Source organism: Stenotrophomonas sp. SMYL89, from assembly GCF_036319985.1.
GTDB classification, from domain to species: Bacteria; Pseudomonadota; Gammaproteobacteria; order Xanthomonadales; family Xanthomonadaceae; genus Stenotrophomonas; species Stenotrophomonas maltophilia_Q.
This window is the reverse complement of the sequence record NZ_JAWIRW010000010.1, coordinates 56,235-79,132: the sequence shown is the minus strand read 5'-3', so window position 1 is coordinate 79,132 and position 22,898 is coordinate 56,235. Positions and strand designations below refer to the sequence as shown.

Below are 22,898 nucleotides of genomic sequence, written 5' to 3'. Positions count from 1 at the left end.
AGAGAACCATGAGTGACTCAAGCGAAAGCAGCGTTATCAAGATCGTCCAAGAACTTCTGGCTGCCGAGAAGGATCCAGGACCGATCACTCCCACGTTGATCGATGAGAAGATCAGCCTGGTGCTGATGCTGAATCCGAAGTGGGCAGTCGATCTTGATCGTGATGCAGTTACCGACGAGCTTATCCGGCGCTTCAGCGTTTGGATCGGTGATGACATCAGTCTCTCCGATGACACTGACCATGAGCCTTGGCTCGACTCCTCGAGAAAGGAAGACTGGCGCTACTGGCAACGGTATCGGGAGATGCTCGAGAAGGATCTATCCTGGGACATCGCAGACAAGCTGGACAAATCGACTGACAAGATCCTTGGCATGCTTGAGGACCCACTGCGTTCTGGACAGTGGAGCCGCCGAGGACTGGTTGTCGGTCACGTGCAGTCAGGCAAGACGGCGAGTTATACCGGCTTGGTGTGTAAAGCAGCGGATGCCCAGTACAAGATAATAATCGTCCTCGCCGGCCTGCATAACAACCTGCGGTCCCAGACCCAGATACGTCTGGAAGAAGGCTTCTTGGGTTATGAGACCAGTTCAGCGCACGATGTACTCAAGCGTACGGGCGTCGGATTGATCGACAGTGACATCTCCATCAAGCCCAACTGCGCCACAACTCGAGCTGACAATGGGGATTTCGGTGGACGCGCCGCAACTCAGCTTTCCATCAGCCCCGAACAGCGACCTTGGCTGTTTGTTGTAAAGAAGAACAAGTCCGTGCTTGTCAGACTTCTCAAGTGGATTCAGGCACACGTTGCGGATGCCCCCATTCAGGGAGTGGAATTCAGTTCAACGAACAAGAAAGATCTCCCCGCTGTAGCCAAGAGGGCCACCAGATTCCCGTTGCTCATCATTGATGATGAAGCAGACAATGCCTCGGTTGACACAGGTGAAATGGTGGTCGACGAAGAAGGGAGGGCCGATGAAGAACATGATCCAACAACGATCAACAAACTGATCCGACGCATACTTAATTCATTCTCGCGCTCAGCGTACGTGGGCTACACAGCCACGCCTTTCGCAAACATCTTCATTCATGAACGCGGTGAGACACGGAACGAAGGGGCCGACCTGTTCCCCTCTGCCTTCATCCAGAACCTGGCGGCACCGGACAACTACGTTGGTCCTACGGCAATGTTCGGGCGATCTTCTCCGGAGGGTCGCAAGGGGCAACTTCCCCTGACCCGACCTGTGGGTGACTACCAGTCAGACGACAAGACCACTGGCTGGATGCCTCCGGGCCACAAGATCGACCATGTCCCGGTGTGGAGCAAGGAACACGCGCTGCCACCAAGCCTAAGGGAGGCAGTCGACTCCTTTATCCTGGCATGCGCTGTCAGGAAGCTCCGGGGACAAGGAAAGAAGCATAGCTCGATGCTTGTTCACGTGACGCGATTCAACAACGTCCAGAAGGTGGTAAAAGCCGACATTGACGGTTACGTCAAGCATGCGCGGCAAGCGATTGGGCGCGGGATAGAACACACTGACACCCTATCGAACCTGCAGGACCTGTGGAACCGTGACTTCCTTCCTGCTTCTTCAACGGTTCGTGAACTTGGCTTGGGCGACGTTCCCAGCGCCGATGCCACTTGGCAAGACGTCATGTCCGCGCTTCCTGGTGTACTCGATGACATCGAAGTTCGAATGATCAACGGAACTGCCAAGGATGCTCTGGATTACGAGCAGAACAAGGATCGAGGCCTAAAAGTCATCGCCATCGGTGGCGACAAGCTAGCGCGCGGCCTTACGCTGGAAGGGCTCTGCACAAGCTACTTCCTGCGTGCATCAAAAATGTACGACACGTTGATGCAGATGGGTCGGTGGTTCGGATATCGCCCGGGCTATCTTGACCTCTGCCGCCTCTATACATCACCGGACCTCATCCGCTGGTTCAAGCACATCTCGGATGCATCAGCGGAGTTGAGAGAAGAGTTCGATCTTATGGCCAACTCTGGGGCCACCCCCAGAGAGTTTGGCCTCAAGGTCCAGTCTCATCCCGAGATGATGGTCACATCGCAGATCAAGATGCGAAGTGCGAAGACACTGCACCTTTCGTATAGCGGAGAACTTGTTCAGACAGTTACGTTCCCAATTGATCCCGCAGTCCTGAACCGTAATCTGAACACAGCCAGCCGGCTGGTGGCGCAGATGGGTGAACCGAGCCAGAGGGAGACTGTAGCGGCCCAGTTCGATGGAGGCGTCAAGGAATGGCATGGGCATCTTTGGAAGGACGTTCCGGTGGCTTCCGTTGTTGATTTCCTGGATGGCTATAGCACCTTGGCATCAGCGTACCGCGTGAACAGCAAGGTTCTTGCCGAGTTCATCCGCAAGATGGCGGAAGGGAATGAACTTACGCAATGGAGCGTTGCGGTCCTAGGAACCAGATCTGGGGAACGCCATGAGCTCGCTCCTGGAATCAGCATAGGCATGGCCAGACGAATGGCCGATACGGAGCCAACGGACAGATACTCAATTGGCGTGCTGCTTGATCCCACAGACGAGTCTATTGATGTGAGCACGGAGCAGTGGAAAGCTGCTCTGGCGCTCAGCGTCTCAACTTGGGAAAAGAAGAAGCAGAAGAAGAGCGCGATCCCGCCAGAATCTCCAACGGGTGTTGCACTCCGGCATGTCCGCGGTGAAGGAGTAACTGGCGTGAAGGGAGAACCGGAGAAGGGGCTCCTTATCCTGTATGTACTTGACTCAGGGCGAGCCGGAGCAAAGGAAGGCAAGGATTGGGGCCGTCCCAAGTTCCTCAAGAATGCCCCGCCCGTTCTCGCATTTGCTGTGAGCTTCCCTGGTAGCAGTTCAATGATCAAGATCCCCTACAAAGTAAACAATGTCGGTTGGGAGAGCGATTACTCCGACTTCTCCGATCACGTCCTTAACAACACCGCCGGAGAGAGCATCAATGCTCCGTTCCAGCAGTGACACAGAGCTGGCCGCCGCCTGGCGCGCGCTGAGCGGCCAAGCCGCACGGGATGGTTGGAGAGTTATCGAGCTTTTCAGTCTCGGCAACTGCTGTGTGATGGCAGGTCGTCGTGGCTCGCGGAATGAGGAGAGCGTCCTCGTCGGTATCAGGGGAAACCTACCCGTCCAGCCATTTCAGCTCCCGCGCGGACAGGGATTCAGTCTCATAAGCACGGAGCTTCATGGCTACCCCGCTGACCATACCTGGTTTGCCTTGGTGCGCCAGGAGTCAGGGGCGCTTGAGCTCTTTACGAAGGTCGCGGTGGATCTGGTCAATCTGATGGAGAGCTCGTCAGCACAGGATGGTCTGCGAATTCATAGCGCGATGATATCCAGGATCCGTGCTTGGCAAGCCTTCATGAAGCGCGATAGCGATGGTGTCCTTTCAACGGAGGAAGAGATTGGGCTATTTGGAGAACTTCTGGTTCTTCGAGACCTCCTGAACGATGGCGTTTCAGAGTTCGACGCCCTAGACAGCTGGGCCGGACCTGATGAGGGGCTCCACGACTTCATGCTCGGCGATGGTGCTATCGAAGTAAAGACAACCATGGCGCCGGCAGGGTTCATGGCGAGGATAGCCAACCTTGACCAATTGGATGACAGCATGCACCAGCCACTCTATGTTGCGGCGGTTCGTCTGGCTCAGCTGGGTGATGGTGCAACTCTCCCCGACTTGATCGACCAGATTGCCGGACTGCTTCACGATCCAGGTGCAAGTGCCTTGCTGAACAGCCGGCTTGTCTCTGCTGGCTACATGGACATGACTCGCAGCGAGTACACAAGGCGTTTCCGGTGCAATGAACTTACATATCGAATCGTAGGCGCTGACTCGCCTCGCCTCACTCGCTCAAACGTACCATCAGCAATTCATGAGGCACGTTATTCGATGGATCTGGATAGCCTCCCCGTTGTAGCGTCCACCTACGCCGATATTTCGAACAGCCTTGGAGTAAAGAATCAATGGAATTGACCGATTTCCTTTCGCAGATCCGCGCAGAAGTGCAGGATGATATTGACGAACGCATGTCCGTCTCCGGTACCGCCTACCCCTTTCCGGACCTGGTATTTACTGAGATAGCAATGCGTCACATGGAAGAAATTGGCATGACATATGAGCCACAGGTCTGCCACGTCGATACTCGCGTCCATGTGGGAAACATCAAGCTGAGTGGATACTCCGTCTCTGAGGATGGCGAGCGCCTGGACCTGTTCGTGACTTCCTACAAGAATTCGGAAACTGTCCAGGCCGTTCCAGATTCAGAGGCAAAGCAGGCTGCGGAGTATTGCTTCCGGTTCCTTTCCCAGTCCGCTCAGGGCAGAATGTCCAAGGCCCTCGATCCGTCGAACGATGCCTACGAACTCGCAGTGCATATCGAGCGCGGCTATCGGGAATTCGAGGAAATCCGTATCTACGTACTTACGGACGGCCAGGTAAAGACCAAGAATTTCAAGTCGCAGGAAGTCGGCGGTCGGACCGTGCGACTTGAGGTGATGGACATCGAACGGCTCAACCGTCATCTGTCGGAGGGAAGGCCAAGGGATGAGCTCGTAGTCAACTTTGAGGAAGTGGCAGGCACCCCGCTCCCGTGCGTCTATATCCGGGGCGAGGAAGACAGCTATGACTACGCAATGACCGTCTTCCCGGCCGACGTGCTGCGCCACCTGTATGACAAGTACGGCGCCCGACTTCTTGAGGCAAATGTGCGCTCGTTCCTGAGTGCAACAGGAAAGGTGAACAAGGGCATCCAGGCCACGCTGCGCTCAGAACCAGAGAAGTTTGTCGCCTATAACAATGGCATCGTCGTGGTCGCCGACGAAGTCAGCCTAGGAAAGACCAGCGATGGTGGACCTGGCATTGCGTGGCTGAAGGGCATGCAGATCGTCAACGGTGGCCAGACGACTGCATCCATCTACTTCACCAAGAAGAAGTTTGCAGATACCGACTTGTCCAAGGTTCAGGTGCCGGCGAAGGTCGTAATCCTCAAGACGGACAACTCCGCCGCAGAAGAAGCGCTTATCAGCGACATTTCGCGGTTCGCGAACAGCCAGAATACTGTCAAACAGTCCGATCTGTCTGCTAATTCACCGTTCCACGTTGAACTCGAGAAACTGTCTGACACCGTCTACCTCCCAGATGGTGTCGGCCGCTGGTTCTATGAACGCGCTTCGGGCAGCTACAACACCAAGTTGTCGCGCGAGGGCAGCACGCCCGCCAAGTATCGCACCCTCAAGACCGCAGTAATTCCTCCGGCACGTCGCTTGGTCAAGACAGACCTCGCCAAGTTCTTGAATTCTTGGGATGGACGACCAGATCAGGCTAGCCTCGGCGGTCAGAAGAACTTCGCCCGATTCATGGACGATGTGAAAGAACGGGAAGAGCGTGGAGAGTCGGTAGTCCCGGATGCAACTGGATTCAAGCAGATGATTGCCAAAGTCATCCTCTTCAAGCAGGTTCAATCGCTCGTCCGACCACTGCTGCCGGCATTCCAGGGCAATGTTGCCATTTATCTGGTTGCACTACTGTCCCGGCAGCACGGCGCAAAGGTTGACTTGATGCGAATCTGGGAGCAACAGGGCCTCTCGGAGGGCTTTAAGGATCAGATTCGGCTGTGGGCCAAAGAGGTTAATGCCGCACTTCATGCATCAGCGAAGGGAAGGATGATCAGCGAGTGGGCGAAGCGAGAGGAATGCTGGATCGCACTGCAAAAGTTGACGCTCAGTCCCCTCCAAAATGGCATTCAAGAGATAAGGTGAGCGAAGGCGTTGATTACCCGTAGCTTCACTTACGGCGGAGCGCCCTCTTTTCTTCTGGGCGCCAGAATAGCGCCCAGAAGAATAAATCACGATTTATAGCCGGTATTACAGAAAGGATGCGTCATCTGCGCGTTACTCAGATCCCCTTTCCCTCCCTCTCGTTTTCTCTTCTTGTGATCGAACGACACCGACCTTGACGGGATGAGGTAGCCGTCACATAGCGGGCACTTGAGTGAGCACTTTAGCGCTTCCGAGATAAAGAGCTGCGACTTCACATCATCTGAAAATGCGCCATTCGCTACCTGCTCACCAAGATCGAGCAACTTCCCCCGGAAACCAACTTCTGAAAGCGCGTGATTTAGCGATGGAATCCGTTTATGGAGATAGAACTCTTGAATAAGGAAACTGAAAAGCGACTGCATCCTGGGAACACGCTGCGCCTTGCTCGTATTCTGCAGCGCAAGCCCAAGTATATTCTTGTTATCGACCAAAAATTTCTCTATTCCAGACCTTGCATCTGTGAAACGCCTGAATAGCTCAGAATTCCCATTCCTTATCGCAGCTGCAAAAACTGATGCCAAGCCCAAGAAAAGGAATCTATTGTACTTTCCTCTTTCATTATAGAAATAGACTGCCGGATGGAGCCCCAAGCTTCCTGCGCTATTTCCTGTGATCCGACTTGTCACCTCGCGAGCACGCCGCAGAAGAACTACGACTTTCTCACCCTTTTCATCATCATCCTGAGACTCCAAAGACTCTGGATTCGATGAGGAGCTGCCAGTAATCGAAAGATATTCGATAAGAAGCGCGTGCGCATCAACAGGGGATACAGCGCCTCCGAGTGGAACGTCTAGTGTCCGCAGGGGAGGACTTGCCTCTGGCTGGAAAAGTAGAACGTTGAGCTCTTCGGCTGCGACTTCAATTTGCTTACGCACCTTCTCTGAAAATGCGGACCAATACTGGTGCCCTGTTCCCGCCCTGAGAATCGCGCGAGCACCAATTGCTATTGGCTTCCTGCGATGACGGATAAGTAGCTCCTCAACGTCATCTAGAGGTGTTCCCTGAGAATTGATCTTAAAGAATGATGTTTCCGCAGTTGCAGCACTACCTTGAACCCACTGCAAGTTCAGCGGCCGAGTTGCGAGCCTTCCAGCGCGGACGATTGAGACTGAATCAGCATTATCCTTGCTTCCCACCAATCCCGCCAACGTTGTATATCGACCAACCCGCTGCTCGACAAGCTGGCGGACCCTTTTTGCCGTAGCCTTCTGCTCATCAGAGATTTCGCCTTTGTAGAAGTCGGTCGATATCGCCCTATCGCCGTAGTCATCCTCCATCCATGCTCGAAGGGCACTAAGCCTGTGACCACCATCGATAACAAATATATAGCTTGGTGATTTCCAAAGAATTATCGATGGAATAACTTCGTTATCCAAAAAACTCGCGATGAAAGTGACCAGCTGCTCGGGAGTCCACTGATTGGTTTCTCTCTGAAAATCCGGCTTCCTTAGCATTTTTAGAATGTGAGAACCCGGAGCAAGGTTGGAGATCGGAAAATCTCTAATTAGTTCCAGTTCAAAGTTTTCGTCTGATACAGCAAAATCTTCGCGCTGAATCATCGCGTCAAGTGTCACCTTCTTAGCCATGCAATTCCCTTCTGCCAGGCAAAAAAAAGGCCCCCTCAAAGAGGGGGCCCCGCGTAATCAAACCCCAACAGGATTAGCCTTCTCCGGATCAATCTTGTACTGCTTGATCGCCCGGGCCACATCCTTCGCGGTCATCTTCCCTTCCTTCGCCAGCGCCGCAATCGCGGCATGCGCGATGTAGTACCGGTCAACCTCAAAGAACCGGCGCAGGTTCGCACGCGTATCCGAACGGCCGAAACCATCCGTACCCAGCACCGTGTAGCTCATCGGCACGAACGCACGGATCTGGTCCGCATACGCACGCACGTAGTCGGTGGCGGCAATCGCCGGGCCCTGGCGGCCTTCCAGCAGCTCGGTCACGTAGGCCTTGCGCTGCTCACCTTCCGGATGCAGGCGGTTGGCACGTTCCACGTCGAAACCATCGCGGCGCAGTTCGTTGAAGCTCGGGCAGCTCCAGATGTCGGCGGTCACGCCGAAGTCCTTGTCCAGCAGCTCGGCCGCGGCAATGGCTTCGCGCAGGATGGTGCCCGAGCCCAGCAGCTGCACGCGCAGCTCGCCCTTCTTCGGCTTGCCGGCGTCGGTCAGCAGGTACATGCCCTTGACGATGCCTTCGGCCGCGCCTTCCGGCATTTCCGGGTGGGTGTAGTTCTCGTTCATCAGGGTGACGTAGTAATACTCGTCCACCTGGTCTTCCATCATGCGCTTGGTGCCGTGCTGCAGAACCACCGTCACTTCGAAGCCGAAGGTCGGGTCGTAGCTGCGCACGTTCGGGATGCCACCGGCCACCAGATGGCTGAAGCCATCTTCGTGCTGCAGGCCTTCACCGTTCAGCGTGGTGCGGCCGGCGGTGCCACCGAGCAGGAAGCCGCGGGTACGCATGTCCGCTGCCTGCCAGGCGATGTCGCCCACGCGCTGGAAGCCGAACATCGAGTAGTAGATGTAGAACGGCAGCATCGGCACGTTGCTGACCGAGTAGCTGGTACCGGCGGCCATCCACGAGCTGATCGCGCCCGGCTCGCTGATGCCCTGCTGCAGCACCTGGCCGCTCTGGTCTTCGCGGTAGAACATCAGCTGGTCGGCATCGACCGGCTTGTACTTCTGGCCGAACGGCGCGTAGATGCCGATCTGGCGGAACAGGCCTTCCATACCGAAGGTACGGGCTTCGTCGGCCACGATCGGCACGATGTGCGGGCCCAGTTCCTTGTCGCGCAGGGTGATGTTCAGGCTCTGCACGAAGGCCATGGTGGTGGAGTAGCTGCGCTCGCCGCTGCTCTTCAGCAGGCGGTCGTAGGCCTCCAGCTTCGGTGCCACGAAGGTCTTGTCAGCCTTGCGGCGGCGCTGCGGCAGGTAACCGCCCAGCGCGGCACGGCGTTCCTGCAGGTACTGCACTTCCGGCGAATCCGGGCCCGGGTGGTAGAACGGCACCTGGCCGTCGGCCAGCTGCGCGTCGGTCACCGGAATGTTGAAGCGGTCGCGGAAGTGGCGCACCGCTTCGTCGTCCAGCTTCTTGGTCTGGTGGGTCGGGTTCAGCGCTTCACCGGCGCTGCCCATGCCGTAACCCTTCACGGTCTTGGCCAGGATGACGGTCGGCATGCCCTTGGTGTTCACGGCCTGGTGGTAGGCGGCGTACACCTTGTGCGGGTCGTGGCCACCACGGTTCAGGCGCCAGATGTCGTCGTCGGAAAGGCCGGCGACCATCGCGGCGGTCTCCGGGTACTTGCCGAAGAAATGCTCGCGGGTATACGCGCCACCGAAGGCCTTGCAGTTCTGGTATTCGCCGTCGACGGTTTCCATCATCAGCTTCTTCAGGACGCCATTGGTGTCCTTGGCCAGCAGGGCATCCCAGTAACCGCCCCACAGCAGCTTGATCACGTTCCAGCCGCCGCCACGGAACACGCCTTCCAGTTCCTGGATGATCTTGCCGTTGCCGCGCACCGGGCCGTCCAGGCGCTGCAGGTTGCAGTTCACCACGAAGATCAGGTTGTCCAGGCCTTCACGGCCGGCCAGGGCGATGGCACCCAGGGTTTCCGGCTCGTCGCTCTCGCCGTCGCCGATGAAGCACCACACCTTGCGGTCGGACTTCTCGATCAGGCCACGGTTTTCCAGGTAGCGCATGAACTGCGCCTGGTAGATGGCGGCCAGCGGGCCCAGGCCCATCGACACGGTCGGGGTCTGCCAGTAGTCCGGCATCAGCCACGGGTGCGGGTACGAGGACAGGCCACCGCCGTCCACTTCCATGCGGAACTTGTCCAGCTGCTCTTCGCTGATACGGCCTTCCAGGAAGGAACGTGCGTAGATGCCCGGGGCGCTGTGGCCCTGGATGAACAGCAGGTCGCCCGGGTGGTTTTCGCTCGGGGCGCGCCAGAAGTGGTTGAAGCCCACGTCGTACAGGGTCGCACCGGAGGCGAACGAGGCGATGTGGCCGCCCAGGTCACCCGGCTTGCGGTTGGCGCGCACCACGGTGGCCATCGCGTTCCAGCGGATGATCGAACGGATGCGCCATTCCAGCTCGGCATTGCCCGGGCTCTTGGCCTCGAGCTGCGGCTCGATGGTGTTGACGTACTCGGTGGTGGGAGAGAACGGCAGGTAGGCGCCCGAACGACGGGTCAGTTCCACCATGCCTTCCAGCAGCTGATGCGCGCGCTCGGAGCCCTCGACATCAATAACGGCCTTCAACGACTCGATCCACTCCTGGGTTTCCACAGGATTCGGGTCGTTGTTCAGCACCTCGTTCAACCAGTTCATTAGCGCTCCCATAACCGCACGCACGCGCGCGACTGTTGTATAGATTTCTAGACCGCAAAGTGTAGCGCACCAAGGGCTTTCGTCACTTGGCTACGCAGGCGTATGGATGCAACCGGCCAGTGTCCGCAAGGGGCTTGCCGGGCCCACTGATGGCCCTGCGGCGGGCCTTGGCAGCTGCGCGGGCTGTCGCTTGCGGGCTGCTGCGCCCATGTGCAGGACGCAGTGTTACCGCTGCCGATGACGGTTGTAGGGCAACTCCGGCACCGCCGTAGGTGGGCGCCGGGCGGCGGTTCTGAACCGGCGACAACGTGTCGCATCTGCCTCTGGATCGATGCCGGCCGCGGGCCCAGGGTGGGTCGCGAGTGATGGGCCCGATGGCCCTGCTCCCTTCCACAGCATCGCCGGGGCGCCTCGCAAGGGGCGCCCCTTTTGCTGTGAGTGGGGCTGGCCGTGGCCCAAATTGGACCTGCTTGTGGCCGGATCGGGTGTTGTCGCTTTCGACGTATCGATATATCGTTTTAACACTCGTTTACCGATATATCGAAATGAGCCGAAGCCCCTCTCCCAGAGCCCGTTCCACCGATTCGGCGGTACCCCGTCGCAACGGCCAGCCGCGCGTGCTCAGCCGCGGCGACCTGCGCCTGCTGGTGCTGGCCCTGATCGGCGAGCAGCCGCGCCATGGCTACGAGCTGATGCAGCTGATCAGCAACCAGTTCATGCAGGCCTACACGCCCAGCGCCGGCACCATGTACCCGCTGCTGGCCAGCTTCGAGCAGGCCGGCTGGATCGAGGCCGAGGAAGTGGACGGCAAGCGGATCTTCCGCATCACCGCCGCCGGCGAGTTCGAGCTGAAGGTGCAGCGCACCCAGGTGCGGCTGGCGCAGCGACGCGCCTTCGACCGTGCCCGCGAGATCACCAAGGCCTCGCTGCCGGCGCCGCTGGCCGGCGCCCTGCACGAGTTCAAGCGGGCGCTGGTGCATCACCACGGCCGCTGGGCCGAGGGTGAGGCGGACGAAGTGGCGGCACTGCTGACGCGGGCCTCGGCCCTGCTCAACGGTACGGCCGGTAGCGAGCAACCACCGATTTCAACGACCCAGCCAGACTGACGCCCGCCAGGTCCTCCCCTACGCCGCGCGCTCCCGCGCGACACCTTTACAGGTATCCCCATGACCGAACACAACAACACGCGCCTGCGCCTGGATGTGCGCTTCCGTGAACTGACCGTGCTGCGCACCGAAGAAGTCACCCCGCACATGCGCCGCATCGTGCTGGGCGGCGACGAACTGGCCGGCTTCGATTCGCCCGGCGCCGACGACCACATCAAGCTGTTCTTCCCCAACGCTGCGGGCGAGATGGTGCTGCCGACCATGACCGCCGAGGGCCCGCGCTACCCGGAAGGCAAGGAGCATTCGCCGGCCCGCGACTACACCCCGCGCTGGTGGGACCACGAAACCGGCGAGCTGGCCATCGACTTCGTGCTGCACGACCAGGGTATTGCCGGGCCGTGGGCCGAACGCGCCCAGCCGGGCGACACGCTGGTGATCGGCGGCCCGCGCGGTTCGTTCGTCGTAGCCGACAGCTACGACGCCTATGTGCTGATCGGCGATGAGACTGCGTTGCCAGCGATCGCCCGCTGGCTGGACGTGCTGCCGGACGGTGCCGAGGTGCAGGCCTTCATCGAAGTGCGCGACGAGGCCGAGCGCCAGGACCTGCCGCAGTACGAGAACGTGCGCATCCACTGGCTGGAGCGCAACGGCTTCCCTGCGGCCAGCAGTACGCTGCTGGAAGACATGCTGACCGACTTCGAGGCGCCGGAAGGTGATGTCTTCTACTGGATCGCCACCGAATCACGCCGTGCGCGGATGATGCGCAAGTTCATCGAAGGCCACCTGGGCGTGCCGCGCGACTGGATCCGTTCCACCGGCTACTGGAAGGCCCACCCCGACGAAACCGACGGCGATTGACCGTGCAACCGGTGGGTGCGGACCGTTGGTCCGCACGCCTTTGACCTTGTAGAGCCGAGCCCACGCTCGGCTGCTGTTCGATCCGCCCCCGCGCTACGCGCGATGAGCCGAGCATGGGCTCGGCTCTACAGGGGTCATCGGCGGCCATGCATCTTCCCTGGTGGGTGCGGACCGTTGGTCCGCACGCCTTTGACTATGTAGAGCCGAGCCCACGCTCGGCTGCTTTTCGATCCGCCCTCGCGCTACGCGCGATGAGTCGAGCATGGCTCGACTCTACAGGGGTCATCGGCGGCCATGCATCTTCCCTGGTGGGTGCGGACCGTTGGTCCGCACGCCTTTGACCATGTAGAGCCGAGCCCACGCTCGGCTGCTTTTCGATCCACCCTCGCGCTACGCGCGATGAGCCGAGCATGGGCTCGGCTCTACAGGAGCACGGGGCGCCCCCTGCCGCGTCCACCCGAACCGCTGCGCGGCCCAGATCTCCAGCGCCACCAGCAGCGCGATGATCAACAACGGCAGCAGCAGCCCGAAGTACACGCCGGGCATCATGCCGTTGATCTGCGCCTTCACCAGCCGCAGCACGCCACGGGTGTGCAGCAGCTCATCCACGTGCATGGTCAGCGCCTCGCGCACCACCTTGGGTTCCAGGCCGAGGGTACCGGCCCGTTCCACCAGCGTGTCTTCCACCATGCCGCGTAACAGGCCCTCGCGTACCTTGCCGATCACCCAGCCGGTGCCGCGTGCCAACGGGCCGTTGCCAAGACGGTCGAGGCCGGGTAGCGGGTGCTCGCTCAGATAGGCCGAGGCGATCGAGTCGGCCACATCGCCCACCGTGCCCTGGCTGCGCAATGCATCGCGCATGCGTGGGTCGTCCAGTGAGTCGGTGAAGCCTTCGCTCCAGCCTTCCACCAGCGTCTGCAGGTGCGGCTGGAAGTGATCCAGCTGCTTGAACAGCGCGCGATGCGCACCGGCAGTGAACCCCAGCTGCAGGCCGAAGAAGGCGGTGGCCAGCGGCAGCAGCACCACGTAGCTGGCCAGCAGCCAGTGATGCCAGCGCTTGCGCCGCTGCAACCAACCACGACGATGCAGCCAGCGCCAGCCGAGGATGCCCAGCACCAGGCCGAGCAGCGTGCCGAGCAGACTGCCGCCCAGCAGATCGAGCACGCTCAGGCCCGACCAGAATTCGTTCAACCAGTACTGCGCGTCCTGCATGGGTCTTCCTTCCGTGGGTGCGGCTGCGCCTGAAATGCCAGCCAGGTAGAGTCGACTGTTAGTCGACTAACGCGCGCAGCGCGGGGGTTTCCGGCATCGCGCCAAGAGCAGTCGACTAACAGTCGACTCTACCAAAGCGGAAGCCTCACGGCCCGGAGCACGCCAAGCAATGCGACAATCGCGCTCCTTTCCTGCAGCAACGAGGCCCACATGGCCAAACTGACCCTGGCCAGCGTGGACGCGCTGCGTACCCGCTTCGCCGATGACGCCGCCTGCGATGCGGCACTGGCCGCCTTCGCCGACACCGCCGCACTGCGTACGCCGCTGCGCGAGCTAGTGGAAGCGCAGCACCGCTACCTGCAGGCCGAGTTCGAAGTGGCGCAGGTGGCCGATGTACTACGTCGCGACCAGAAGTACGCGCCGGTGGGCCGCCCGTCGGTGCACATCGTGCAGCTGCGCAAGCAGCAGGCTGCGACCAAGCAGGCCGCGTTGATCGCCCGCCAGGTGGTGGCGCAGGCGGCGCAGACCTTCGTGCGCGTGAGCGGGCTGGCGGTGAAGGCCAAGCAGAGCCCGAGCGAAGCGTGCGTGGCATGGTTGGGCGCGCTGCGCTGACAGCGCCGCCCACGATGTGACGGAACCGGCCAGCGTGTGATGCAACCGACCCGCGGTAGAGTCGACTGTTAGTCGACTCGCGCGCGCAGCGCGGGGTTTTGGCATCCCGCGAAGAGCAGTCGACTAACAGTCGACTCTACCAAAGCAGGTTTTCCGCGCAGTGCAGGTTTCCCACGCAGTGCGGAGTTTCCACGCGCCATCGACGCGGATCGCATCCCCCAAAAAAGAAGGCCCGCTTTTCAGCGGGCCTTCTGCCTTCTCACGACGAGTGAGCGGGGTGCATCAAGCGGCCGGCTTTTCGCCGGTGGCTTCGGTGGTGATGCGGATCTTCACTTCATCGCTGACGTTCGGGGCATACGCGCCGACGCCGAAATCGCTGCGCTTCAGGGTGGTGGTGGCATCGAAGCCGGCGGCCGGAACCTTGGCCATCGGGTGCTCGCCGCCGCCGTTCACGGTGACGTCCAGGGTGACCGGCTTGGTGATGCCCTTGATGGTCAGCTCGCCGGTGACGGTCAGCTTGTTGGTGCCGGCCGCTTCCACCTTGGTGCTCTTGAAGGTGGCATCGGCGAACTTGGCAGCGTCGAAGAAGTCGGCGCTCTTCAGGTGCTCGTCGAACTTGGCGGTAAAGCTGTTCAGGCCGCTCAGCGGCAGCTTCACTTCCACGGTGGACTTGGTCACGTCTTCGGCGTTGTACACCAGGGTGCCTTCAACATTGCCGAAGTGCGCGCTGGGGTTGGAGAAGCCGAAGTGGCTCCACTGGGCCAGCACGTCGGTGTGGGTCGGGTCCAGCTTGTAGGTGCCCGAGGCGATCTTGATCGCTTCGGCGGCCGGGGCGGCAGCAGCGGCATCGGCAGCCGGGGTGGCGGCCTGCTCGGTGGTGGCCGGGGCGGCGGCATCGGCGGCCGGGGCAGCGGTGTCGGCCGGCTTGGAGCAGGCGGCGATGGCCAGGGTCAGGGCCAGCGGCAGCAGCAGTTTACGGGTGGCGCTCATCTCAGGAACTCTCCGGATCGTAGGGTGGGTACACAGTGCAGCAAGAGCCCGCCGCGGGACGACGGGCCCGAAACCGATACAACGACTTACGCGATGCGCGCCGCTTCGTCGAACGACAGGCGCGGCAGACGCGGGAACAGGCCCGCCGGGTCACCGTAACCCAGGTTGACCAGGAAATTCGACTTGATGGAGGTACCGGCGAAGAACGCTTCGTCCACCTTGCCCGGATCGAAGCCCGACATCGGGCCGGCATCCAGGCCCAGCGCGCGTGCGGCCAGGATCAGGTAGGCGCCCTGCAGGCTGCCGTTGCGGATGGCGGCTTCGTGGCGGCCTTCCTGCGGGCCGTCGAACCAGGCCTTGGCATCGGTGTGCGGGAACAGGTAGGGCAGCTTCTCGTGGAAGTCCAGATCGAAGCCGATGATGACGGTGACCGGGGCGGCCATGGTCTTGGCCAGGTTGCCTTCGGACAGGGCCGGGGCCAGCTTTTCCTTGGCTTCCTTCGAGGTGACGAAGACGAAGCGGGCCGGCGTGGTGTTGGCGGCGGTCGGGCCCCACTTCACCAGGTCGTACAGTTCCTTCAACAGGCTCTCAGGAACCGGCTTGTCCAGGAAAGCATTCTGGGTGCGGGCAGTACGGAACAGCTGATCGAGGGCAGCAGCGTCGAGCGCGTGGGACATCGGTGGATCTCCAGGGCGGCGAAGGGAAGTCAGTGCCCGCGGGCGGCGCGGGGCGAATCGACGAGCCGCAGTGTAGAGTGTCGCGACTGTTGCAACACCCAGCAGGGCTGAAACGAATTAATGCCAATGGTGAAACGATCGAGTGCGCCCTGGACGGTCACTGACGGCCGCGCGGGCAATGTCCGCCAGGCGGTCGCGCTGGCCTCGGCGCTGCGCCAGGGCACCCATCGGCCGCTGGTGCTGCAGCCGCGCGCCCCCTGGCGCTGGGTCTCACCACGGCGTCTGCCAGGCGATGTGAACGGCTACGGCGAGGCCTTCGCGACACTGGCCGCCGAATCCCCGGCGCTGGCGATCGGCTGTGGCCGCCAGGCCGCCGGCGCGCTGCGCGTGCTGCGTGCCCGTGGCAGCCAGGTGGTGCAGATCCTGGACCCGCGCATCGGCGCACGCCACTGGGATGTGGTGGTAGTGCCCGAGCACGACGCCCTGCGCGGCAGCAATGTGTTGACGCTGCTCGGCAGCCTAAACCCGGTGGACGATGACTGGCTTGCGTGGGGCCGCGCCGCGTTCGCCGGCTTCAGTACTCTGCCCGGCCCGCGCACCGCGCTGCTGGTGGGCGGGCCAACCCCGCTGGCGCCGTGGGACGAGGCGGCGATGGTCGCTGTCTTCCGTGCGCTGGCCGACCAGATCCGCAGCGAGGGTGGCAGCCTGCTGGCTACCACCTCGCGCCGCACGCCGCCGGCCTTGGCCGAGATCCTGCGCGCGACGTTCGCAGACCTGCCGCATGTGATCTGGGGCGACGGCGGCGACGGGGTGAACCCTTATGGCGGCCTGCTCGGCTGGGCCAACCGCGTGGTGGTGTCGCCCGATTCGGTGAACCTGCTCTCTGAAGCCTGTGCCACGCGCATGCCGGTGATGGTGGCGCTGGCCGATACCGCGCAGGGCCGCCTGGCGCGCTTCCAGCAGCAGCTGCGCGAACGCGGGCGGCTGCAGGCGCACTGGCTGGACTGGCAGTACGACCGCATCGAGCCATTGCGCGAAACCGCGCGCGTGGCGGCGGAAGTGAAAGCGCGGCTGGGGCTTGCGCGATGACCCGGGCAGGAAGTCGACTGGGTAGAGTCGACTGTTAGTCGACTGCTGTTTGCGATACCGCTGGAAACCCCGCGCTGCGCGCGGTAGTCGACTAAGAGTCGACTCTACCCCGCCGCAGCCCAGGCCCCCCCCGTGGCCCAACGCCCGTCGTGGCCCAAGCCCCCCGACATGGTCCAGCCCTCCGTTACCCGGATGCACAGCGATTTCTGAACATTTCAATCTGCCCATACCGTTAGAGTCCGGTGTCCCCCATCGGACCGAATGCCTTCATGCGTACCCTGCTCCTGCTGCCGCTGGCCCTGCTCGCTGCCTGCTCCACCGCGCCCACCGAGCTGGACCCGATTTCCTACCAGTGCCAGCAGCAGCTGGACGCCTACCGCGAACAGCCAGCGCTGCGCGATCCTAAGACTGGCGAGCGCCCACCGCTGCCGATCGCGCCGATCAGCGAGGCCTGCGACCGCGAGCTCAAGCGCAAGGGCGTGGACCGCCCGCTGCGCTGAGCGGCGTATGATCGGCGCGCGGGCCTGCCCGCCGTTGAAGGTACCAACATGGATCGTTTCTCCCGCCTGCCCCGCGCCGCCCTGCTGATCGCCAGCCTGCTGGCGACCGCGCCCGCATGGGCCAACAGCACCGAATGCCGCGAACGCTACCCCAGCGTCGCCTCGCAGGCGGCGATGCTGGACGTGGCCTGGACCACCGCCGAACGCCTGGACGCCCTGCCCGATGTGGATGTGGTGGTCGCCGCACGCGGTGGCCAGGACCTGAGCCGCTACGGCCTGCGCCACAGCCACCTGGCCTTCCTGCTGCGCGAAGACGATGGCCGCTGGCGTGCGATGCACCTGCTCAACCGCTGCAAGACCGACAGCTCGCAGCTGTACCACGAAGGCCTCGGCAACTTCGTCGGCGAGAGCGGCGGGCATACCGACCTGCGCATTGGTGTGCCTTCGGCGCCGTTGCGTGCTGCATTGAAGGCGATGCTGGTGTCGCCGTCGATCCAGCCCAAGGCGCTGCACGAGACCAGGTACAACGTGGTCGCCTACCCGTTCGCCACCGACTACCAGAACTCCAACCAGTGGGTGCTGGAAGTGCTGGCTGCAGCGATGGCGCAGGCCGATGGCGCGCCGGCCATCGTCAAACGCGAGCAGGCACAGCAGTGGCTGCGCCAGCAGAAGTACCAGCCCAGCGTGCTGCATATCGGCCTGGGCAAGCGCGTGGGTGCGCGCCTGTTCGTGGCCAACGCCACCACCACCGACCATCCGGCCGGCGAACGCATCTCCGGCAACTATTCGGTGGTGACGGTGGAATCGGTGTTCGACTTCCTGCACCAGCGCAGCCAGCTGCAGCAGGAACTGGTGATCCCCCATGTGCCGGTGGCCGGTGCTGCTGCCGCCACGCCCTGAATCCCGCGAGGAGAACGACATGCGTCCGCTGCTTGTTTCCCTGATGTCGATGGTGATGGTTGCCGGCCTGCTCGGCGCGAACACTGCCCATGCCGAACGCCGCATCATCATCCTGCAGGACCCGGGTCCGCAGGGGCCGAGCCTGGAAATGTCCGCCCCCCTGGTTGCTTCAGCGCGCGCCGCCGCTGCCAGGGAAGCCCAGGATGCCGGGCTGCCGCCCGGCCATGGCGCATCGGTGAAGCTGCCGCAGATGCAGGTGAGCGCCATCGCCACCACCGTCGACGGCCGCCGCGAGGTGCTGCTGCGTGATGCCAACAACCCGCAGAACACCGCGTCGATGCAGTGGCCGAAGCGCCCCGGCGATCCCGCCGTGCAGTTCACCGTAGGCCAGACCGTGAACTTCGAGCCGACCGGGACCGACCAGGGCTGGCAGGTGAAGGACAACCAGGGCCGCCCGCTGGAATACCTGCCCGAGGCCACCGGCCCGCGCGACATTTTCGATACCCGGCGCTGAGCCGCCGTCTCCACTCTGACCAGGAGGTCTCCATGTTCCGTTGCCTGCGCGTTCCTGCTTCCGTCCTGCTGCTCTCCGCACTGCTGGTGCCCACCGTCCATGCCGGCGCCGCACCGCAGTTGAACAGCAGCGAGGCCAGCGTGCTGATCACTTCGGTGATCGTGGTCTCGGTGCCCCTTGCCGCATCGGCGGGCCTGTCCGAACTGTCCAAGGCGCCGTTCAAGGCCAGCGAACGCAGCAACCGGGCCGCCCGCACCAAGGCGGTGCCGCTGCCGCCGATGGAAGTGAAGAAGGTGGAGACCACGCCGGCGGGCGAACGCCAGGTACAGCTGCAGGTGCCCGACAAGGCCGACCAGACCGCCACGCTGCGCTGGCCGGCGCGCGTGCACGAGGACCAGACGGCAGTCTTTGTGGTCGGCCAGCAGGTGCATTTCGACCCCACCGAGGCCGGTGCGGGTTGGACCGTAAAGAGCGCCCAGGGCCAGGCGTTGGCCTATGTGCCCACCGCCTATGCCGCTGGCGATGTGATGAGCGAAGCGCTGTAAAGCTGAACGAGCGTTTTTGGATTTGGCGCGGGCCGGGCGGATAATGGGTGATTCCCTTTGTCCCCCTGGCTCGCCATGTCCGTGCGTCCTGCCCCTCTGTTTGCCCCGCTGACCCCGCGCGCCCTGGTGCTGGCGGTACTGGCGATGGGCGCGGTGGTGCTGCTGTCCAACGTACTGGTGCAGTACCCGATCAACGATTGGCTGACCTGGGGTGCCTTCAGCTATCCGGTGGCGTTCCTGGTCAGCAACCTGATCAACCGCCGCTTCGGCCCGGGCCCGGCGCGCCGCGTGGCGTGGATCGGCTTCCTGGTGGCGGTGCTGCTGTCGATCTGGGTGGCCACGCCGCGTATCGCCATTGCCTCGTGCTCGGCCTTCATCGTGGCGCAGCTGCTGGATATCACCGTGTTCGACCGCCTGCGCCGTGGCAGCTGGTGGCGCGCACCGATGGTGGCCACCACCTGCAGCGCGACGGTGGATACCACCATTTTCTGGTCGATCGCGTTTGCCGGTTCGGCGTTGCCGTGGGTGAGCTGGGCGGCGGGTGACCTGGCCGTGAAGCTGGCCATCGGCGTGTGCCTGCTGGCGCCGTTCCGCGCGCTGCTGTGGAAGATGGCACCGCTGCGCGCCACCAGCTGACCCCCACATGCCTTGGTAGGTGCCAACCTTGGTTGGCACGCTGTTGCCGGGGTCATGAACGCTGATGGGTTGTGCCAACCAAGGTTGGCACCTACCAAGAGCGCATTCCCGCACGACCGTGCATCACCCGAACGGCAACGCCGCGGCTCTGCACGCTGCCGTAATCACTGCGCACGCGTCTTCAATCGCAGGCGTGGTCGGTGCCAATCGCGGGCGCCGATCCAGCGTGCAGGCCAGGCCTACGTCCAGCAGCGTGGCATGCGCGCCATGCAGCCCCTGCGCGGTGGCATCGGGCAGGAAGCCGGCAACCGCCAGCGCATCGATCAACGACGGTGTATCGCGCGGTTCCAACAGCGCCGCATGCTGCGCGCTGCGCGCCAGCACGCCGGTCTGCAGCAGGAACTCGAGGTCCACTACGCCGCCGGCACCCTGCTTCAGGTCCAGCCGCGCGGCATCGCTGCGGTCCAGTTCGGTGCGCATGCGGCCGCGCATCTTCAGCACATCGGCATACAGCGTCGCCGGATCGCGCTCACGACCCAGCGTCTGCGCACGCACCTGTTCGAAGTCGGCCAGCAGGCTGGCATCACCGGCCACGCCGCGTGCGCGCACCAAGGCCTGGTGTTCCCAGGTCCATGCGCGTTCGCGCTGGTACTCGGTGTAGCTGGCCAACGAAGACACCAGCGAACCCTTGCCACCGTCCGGGCGCAGGCGCACGTCGATGTCGTACAAGCGGCCCGCAGCAGTGACCGCACCGAGTAGCGCCATCACCTTCTGCGCCAGGCGCGCATACCAGCGACCCGGCTCCAACGGCCGCGCACCATCGCTGGCGTCCACGCCGGCCGGGTTGTCGTGCAGGAACACCAGGTCCAAGTCGGAACCGAAACCCAGCTCCAGCCCACCCAGGCTGCCGTAGCCGATGATCGCGAAGCGGCCACCGGGAATCTCGCCGTGTGCGGCACGCATGTCCGCTTCGGCCATCGCCAGCACGGTGACCACCACCGCCTGTGCCAGCTCGGCCAGTTGCCGCGTGCTGTCCACCGCCCCCTGGCGCCCGTCCAATGTGGCCATCGCCATGCGGAAGCTCAGCGCCAACCGCGTCTCGTTGAGCCAGCGCAGTGCGGATTCGGGATCCTCCACCGCCAGCACCTGCTGGCACTCGGCCAGCATGCCGGCGGCATCCGGCATCGGCCCGGACACGCGCACGTCCAGCAGTTCGTCCAACAGCAATGGATACGCGGCCAAGCGTTCGGCAAGCAGCGCACTGCGCGCCAGCACATCGACCAGGCGCGCCAATGCACTCGGTTGTTCGTCCAGCAGCGCGAGATAACTGGTCCGGCGCAGCACCGCCTGCAGCAGGCCAAGCACGCGCTTGAGCGCGGCATCCGGTTGCGGTGAACGCGTGGCGGCATGCAGCAGCGCCGGCAGCACACGGTCCAGGCGTGCGCGCGCGGCATCGGACAAGGACTTCACGCCGGTGCCCTGGGCGAAATCACGCAATGACTGGTCGGCGCCGTTGGCATCGAGGAAGCCGGCTTCGGCCAGCAGCGGTGCGTTGCTGCCGTCGGGCAAGCTGCGCCAGTAGTTGGCCAGTGCGTCGGGTGCGGCCTGGCCTTTGCGCGGCGCCAGCAGCGCGGCGAATTCGGTACTGACCCGCGCCTGCTGCACGGCCAGTGCCGCGCGCAGTACGTCCCAGTCCGGATAGCCGAGGCCGACGGCGATGCGCTCACGGTCCAATGCATCGCTGGGCAGCACGTGGGTCTGTGCGTCGCGCAGCATCTGCAGGCGGTTTTCCAGCCGGCGCAGGAACAGGTAGGCCTCGCGCAGCGCCGCGCCATCCTCCGGCGCGATCTGACCGGCGGCGACCAGCGCATCCAGTGCCACCAGCAGTCGGCGTTCGCGCAGGGCCGGTTCGCGACCACCGCGGATCAGCTGCAGCGCCTGGCACAGGAACTCGATCTCGCGGATGCCACCGGCGCCGCGCTTGATGTCTTCGTGCAGCTCGCGGCGCGCGACTTCGGCGGTGATCGCCGCCTTCATCTCGCGCAGGCCATCAAGTGCGGTGAAATCGAGGTAGCGGCGGTAGACGAACGGGCGCAGCGTCTGCAGCCACGCCTCACCGGCGGCGATGTCGCCGGCTACCGCGCGCGCCTTCAGCCATGCGTAGCGCTCCCAGTCGCGGCCCTCACGCTGGAAGTACTGGTCCATTGCCGCGAACGACAGCGCGACGCGGCCGGCGCTGCCGAACGGGCGCAACCGCAGGTCCACCCGGTGGCTGAAGCCATCGACCGTGGTTTCGTCCAGCAGCTTGGCCAGGCGCTGGCCGAGGCGGGCGAAATACTCTTCGGCGGCCAGCGCGCGTGGGCCATCGGATTCGCCGCCGTGCGGGTAGGCGTAGACCAGGTCGATATCGGAACTGAAGTTGAGCTCGCCGCCACCGAGCTTGCCGAGGCCGAACACCACCAGCTGCTGCGGGGCGCCTTCGCCATCGCGAACCACACCGTGGCGCTGGGCGAACTCCTGCTGCAGCGCGTCCAGCGCCAGCCGCAGGCAGTCCTCGGCCAGGGTGGTGGCGCCGGCCAGGGTCTGCGCCACGTCGTCCAGCCCAGCCAGGTCGCGCCAGATCAGCCGCGTGGACATCGCCGCACGCCAGCGCCGCAGCTGTGCCGGCCAATCACTGGGCTGCAGCGGGTCAAGCACCGGCGCCGGGATCGGCGGGCAACCCGGGGCGGCCAGCTGCGCCAGCAGCGCCGGTTGCCGCACCAGGGTATCCAGGGCGAAGTCGCTGGCCACCGCCAGCCGGGTCAGCAGCGGCAGCAGGTCGGCCGGGGAGGGCTCGGGCAGCGCCTGGGCCAATCGCGACAAGGCGCGGTCGACAACGGGCTGGAGGGCGGCGGACAGTTCGGCAGGGGCAAGGGTCATGCCGTGATTCTCGCGGGGTCGGATCCCTTTGCCAACGGCGAAGGGCTCTGCCCCCGAGATGCCGCCGGTTGATGCCGCTGGTGGGGTCAGAGCCTTTTGCCCTTGGCAAAAGGATCCGACCCCGAAGGGGTGCCGCGTATTCATACTGGACGACAGGCAATAAAAAAGCCCGCTTGCA

Annotated in this window: 18 protein-coding genes; 12 read left to right on the top strand and 6 right to left on the bottom strand. The window is 63.1% G+C overall.

Annotation, left to right across the window (positions count from 1 at the left end):
* The first annotated feature begins 8 nt into the window (after positions 1-8).
* From V3B41_RS13960 to V3B41_RS13950, 3 genes are read left to right on the top strand one after another with little or no spacing between them, the layout of a single operon-like run.
* Positions 9-2,978 (top strand): Z1 domain-containing protein, encoded by a 2,970-nt coding sequence (locus V3B41_RS13960; protein WP_329861450.1) that lies wholly within the window; start codon positions 9-11, stop codon positions 2,976-2,978.
* Positions 2,959-3,987 carry a PD-(D/E)XK motif protein gene (locus tag V3B41_RS13955; RefSeq protein ID WP_185752913.1) on the top strand — a complete coding sequence of 343 codons (1,029 nt, stop codon included), beginning with the start codon at positions 2,959-2,961 and terminating at the stop codon, positions 3,985-3,987. Before V3B41_RS13960 ends, V3B41_RS13955 begins: the two co-directional genes overlap by 20 nt.
* Positions 3,978-5,771, top strand: a complete 1,794-nt coding sequence (locus V3B41_RS13950; protein WP_125430010.1) for an AIPR family protein — start codon at positions 3,978-3,980, stop codon at positions 5,769-5,771. Before V3B41_RS13955 ends, V3B41_RS13950 begins: the two co-directional genes overlap by 10 nt.
* Positions 5,772-5,857: 86 nt before the next feature.
* Here V3B41_RS13950 and V3B41_RS13945 read toward each other — a convergent pair whose 3' ends face one another.
* Together V3B41_RS13945 and aceE are read right to left on the bottom strand one after the other, a co-directional pair.
* Positions 5,858-7,417 carry a DUF262 domain-containing protein gene (locus V3B41_RS13945; RefSeq protein ID WP_329861445.1) on the bottom strand — a complete coding sequence of 520 codons (1,560 nt, stop codon included), beginning with the start codon at positions 7,415-7,417 and terminating at the stop codon, positions 5,858-5,860.
* 57 nt (positions 7,418-7,474) lie between these two features.
* Positions 7,475-10,162: a pyruvate dehydrogenase (acetyl-transferring), homodimeric type gene (aceE, locus tag V3B41_RS13940; RefSeq protein WP_257471905.1), complete on the bottom strand. Its 2,688-nt coding sequence runs from the start codon at positions 10,160-10,162 to the stop codon at positions 7,475-7,477.
* 545 nt (positions 10,163-10,707) lie between these two features.
* Between aceE and V3B41_RS13935 the strand changes: the two genes are divergently transcribed.
* Together V3B41_RS13935 and V3B41_RS13930 are read left to right on the top strand one after the other, a co-directional pair.
* The gene (locus V3B41_RS13935) at positions 10,708-11,268 is read left to right on the top strand and encodes a PadR family transcriptional regulator (protein ID WP_049428602.1); all 561 of its coding nucleotides are present in this window, start codon (positions 10,708-10,710) and stop codon (positions 11,266-11,268) included.
* Positions 11,269-11,328: 60 nt separating this feature from the next.
* Positions 11,329-12,126 (top strand): siderophore-interacting protein, encoded by a 798-nt coding sequence (locus V3B41_RS13930; RefSeq protein WP_049428600.1) that lies wholly within the window; start codon positions 11,329-11,331, stop codon positions 12,124-12,126.
* A 390-nt stretch (positions 12,127-12,516) separates the two neighbouring features.
* Here V3B41_RS13930 and V3B41_RS13925 read toward each other — a convergent pair whose 3' ends face one another.
* Positions 12,517-13,338, bottom strand: a complete 822-nt coding sequence (locus V3B41_RS13925) for a hypothetical protein (protein ID WP_329861442.1) — start codon at positions 13,336-13,338, stop codon at positions 12,517-12,519.
* 210 nt (positions 13,339-13,548) lie between these two features.
* On the opposite strand from V3B41_RS13925, the gene V3B41_RS13920 reads away from it, so the two are divergent.
* A complete protein-coding gene (locus V3B41_RS13920; RefSeq protein WP_049397243.1) occupies positions 13,549-13,950 on the top strand; it encodes a hypothetical protein in 402 nt (133 codons plus the stop codon).
* Positions 13,951-14,232: 282 nt separating this feature from the next.
* On the opposite strand, the gene V3B41_RS13915 is transcribed toward V3B41_RS13920, so the two are convergent.
* Positions 14,233-14,940 carry a YceI family protein gene (locus V3B41_RS13915; protein WP_329861439.1) on the bottom strand — a complete coding sequence of 236 codons (708 nt, stop codon included), beginning with the start codon at positions 14,938-14,940 and terminating at the stop codon, positions 14,233-14,235.
* An 86-nt stretch (positions 14,941-15,026) separates the two neighbouring features.
* Entirely contained in the window at positions 15,027-15,617 is a 591-nt protein-coding gene (locus V3B41_RS13910) for a malonic semialdehyde reductase (protein WP_329861437.1), read from the bottom strand.
* 126 nt (positions 15,618-15,743) lie between these two features.
* Here V3B41_RS13910 and V3B41_RS13905 point away from each other — a divergent pair, with 126 nt between their 5' ends.
* The 6 genes from V3B41_RS13905 to V3B41_RS13880 all read left to right on the top strand — a co-directional run bounded on the left by V3B41_RS13905 (position 15,744) and on the right by V3B41_RS13880 (position 19,801).
* Complete coding sequence (locus tag V3B41_RS13905; protein WP_329861435.1) at positions 15,744-16,706, top strand: mitochondrial fission ELM1 family protein; 963 nt, start codon at positions 15,744-15,746, stop codon at positions 16,704-16,706.
* A 269-nt stretch (positions 16,707-16,975) separates the two neighbouring features.
* Positions 16,976-17,206, top strand: a complete 231-nt coding sequence (locus V3B41_RS13900) for a hypothetical protein (RefSeq protein ID WP_164138501.1) — start codon at positions 16,976-16,978, stop codon at positions 17,204-17,206.
* Between the two features lie 48 nt (positions 17,207-17,254).
* The gene (locus tag V3B41_RS13895; RefSeq protein WP_100443752.1) at positions 17,255-18,106 is read left to right on the top strand and encodes a DUF2145 domain-containing protein; all 852 of its coding nucleotides are present in this window, start codon (positions 17,255-17,257) and stop codon (positions 18,104-18,106) included.
* A 19-nt stretch (positions 18,107-18,125) separates the two neighbouring features.
* Positions 18,126-18,620, top strand: coding sequence for a hypothetical protein (locus V3B41_RS13890; protein ID WP_049432914.1), 495 nt, complete (start codon positions 18,126-18,128; stop codon positions 18,618-18,620).
* Positions 18,621-18,652: 32 nt separating this feature from the next.
* A complete protein-coding gene (locus V3B41_RS13885; RefSeq protein ID WP_329861430.1) occupies positions 18,653-19,165 on the top strand; it encodes a hypothetical protein in 513 nt (170 codons plus the stop codon).
* Between the two features lie 75 nt (positions 19,166-19,240).
* Positions 19,241-19,801: a queuosine precursor transporter gene (locus V3B41_RS13880; RefSeq protein WP_049480270.1), complete on the top strand. Its 561-nt coding sequence runs from the start codon at positions 19,241-19,243 to the stop codon at positions 19,799-19,801.
* A gap of 123 nt (positions 19,802-19,924) precedes the next feature.
* On the opposite strand, the gene glnE is transcribed toward V3B41_RS13880, so the two are convergent.
* Positions 19,925-22,720 (bottom strand): bifunctional [glutamate--ammonia ligase]-adenylyl-L-tyrosine phosphorylase/[glutamate--ammonia-ligase] adenylyltransferase, encoded by a 2,796-nt coding sequence (gene glnE, locus V3B41_RS13875; RefSeq protein WP_329861427.1) that lies wholly within the window; start codon positions 22,718-22,720, stop codon positions 19,925-19,927.
* Positions 22,721-22,898 lie beyond the last annotated feature (178 nt).

Coding starts and splice junctions, on each gene's coding strand:
- V3B41_RS13960 (WP_329861450.1), top strand. CDS start 9: ATGAGTGACTCAAGCGAAAGCAGCGTTATCAAGATCGTCCAAGAACTT.
- V3B41_RS13955 (WP_185752913.1), top strand. CDS start 2,959: ATGCTCCGTTCCAGCAGTGACACAGAGCTGGCCGCCGCCTGGCGCGCG.
- V3B41_RS13950 (WP_125430010.1), top strand. CDS start 3,978: ATGGAATTGACCGATTTCCTTTCGCAGATCCGCGCAGAAGTGCAGGAT.
- V3B41_RS13945 (WP_329861445.1), bottom strand. CDS start 7,417: ATGGCTAAGAAGGTGACACTTGACGCGATGATTCAGCGCGAAGATTTT.
- aceE (WP_257471905.1), bottom strand. CDS start 10,162: ATGAACTGGTTGAACGAGGTGCTGAACAACGACCCGAATCCTGTGGAA.
- V3B41_RS13935 (WP_049428602.1), top strand. CDS start 10,708: ATGAGCCGAAGCCCCTCTCCCAGAGCCCGTTCCACCGATTCGGCGGTA.
- V3B41_RS13930 (WP_049428600.1), top strand. CDS start 11,329: ATGACCGAACACAACAACACGCGCCTGCGCCTGGATGTGCGCTTCCGT.
- V3B41_RS13925 (WP_329861442.1), bottom strand. CDS start 13,338: ATGCAGGACGCGCAGTACTGGTTGAACGAATTCTGGTCGGGCCTGAGC.
- V3B41_RS13920 (WP_049397243.1), top strand. CDS start 13,549: ATGGCCAAACTGACCCTGGCCAGCGTGGACGCGCTGCGTACCCGCTTC.
- V3B41_RS13915 (WP_329861439.1), bottom strand. CDS start 14,940: ATGAGCGCCACCCGTAAACTGCTGCTGCCGCTGGCCCTGACCCTGGCC.
- V3B41_RS13910 (WP_329861437.1), bottom strand. CDS start 15,617: ATGTCCCACGCGCTCGACGCTGCTGCCCTCGATCAGCTGTTCCGTACT.
- V3B41_RS13905 (WP_329861435.1), top strand. CDS start 15,744: ATGGTGAAACGATCGAGTGCGCCCTGGACGGTCACTGACGGCCGCGCG.
- V3B41_RS13900 (WP_164138501.1), top strand. CDS start 16,976: ATGCGTACCCTGCTCCTGCTGCCGCTGGCCCTGCTCGCTGCCTGCTCC.
- V3B41_RS13895 (WP_100443752.1), top strand. CDS start 17,255: ATGGATCGTTTCTCCCGCCTGCCCCGCGCCGCCCTGCTGATCGCCAGC.
- V3B41_RS13890 (WP_049432914.1), top strand. CDS start 18,126: ATGCGTCCGCTGCTTGTTTCCCTGATGTCGATGGTGATGGTTGCCGGC.
- V3B41_RS13885 (WP_329861430.1), top strand. CDS start 18,653: ATGTTCCGTTGCCTGCGCGTTCCTGCTTCCGTCCTGCTGCTCTCCGCA.
- V3B41_RS13880 (WP_049480270.1), top strand. CDS start 19,241: ATGTCCGTGCGTCCTGCCCCTCTGTTTGCCCCGCTGACCCCGCGCGCC.
- glnE (WP_329861427.1), bottom strand. CDS start 22,720: ATGACCCTTGCCCCTGCCGAACTGTCCGCCGCCCTCCAGCCCGTTGTC.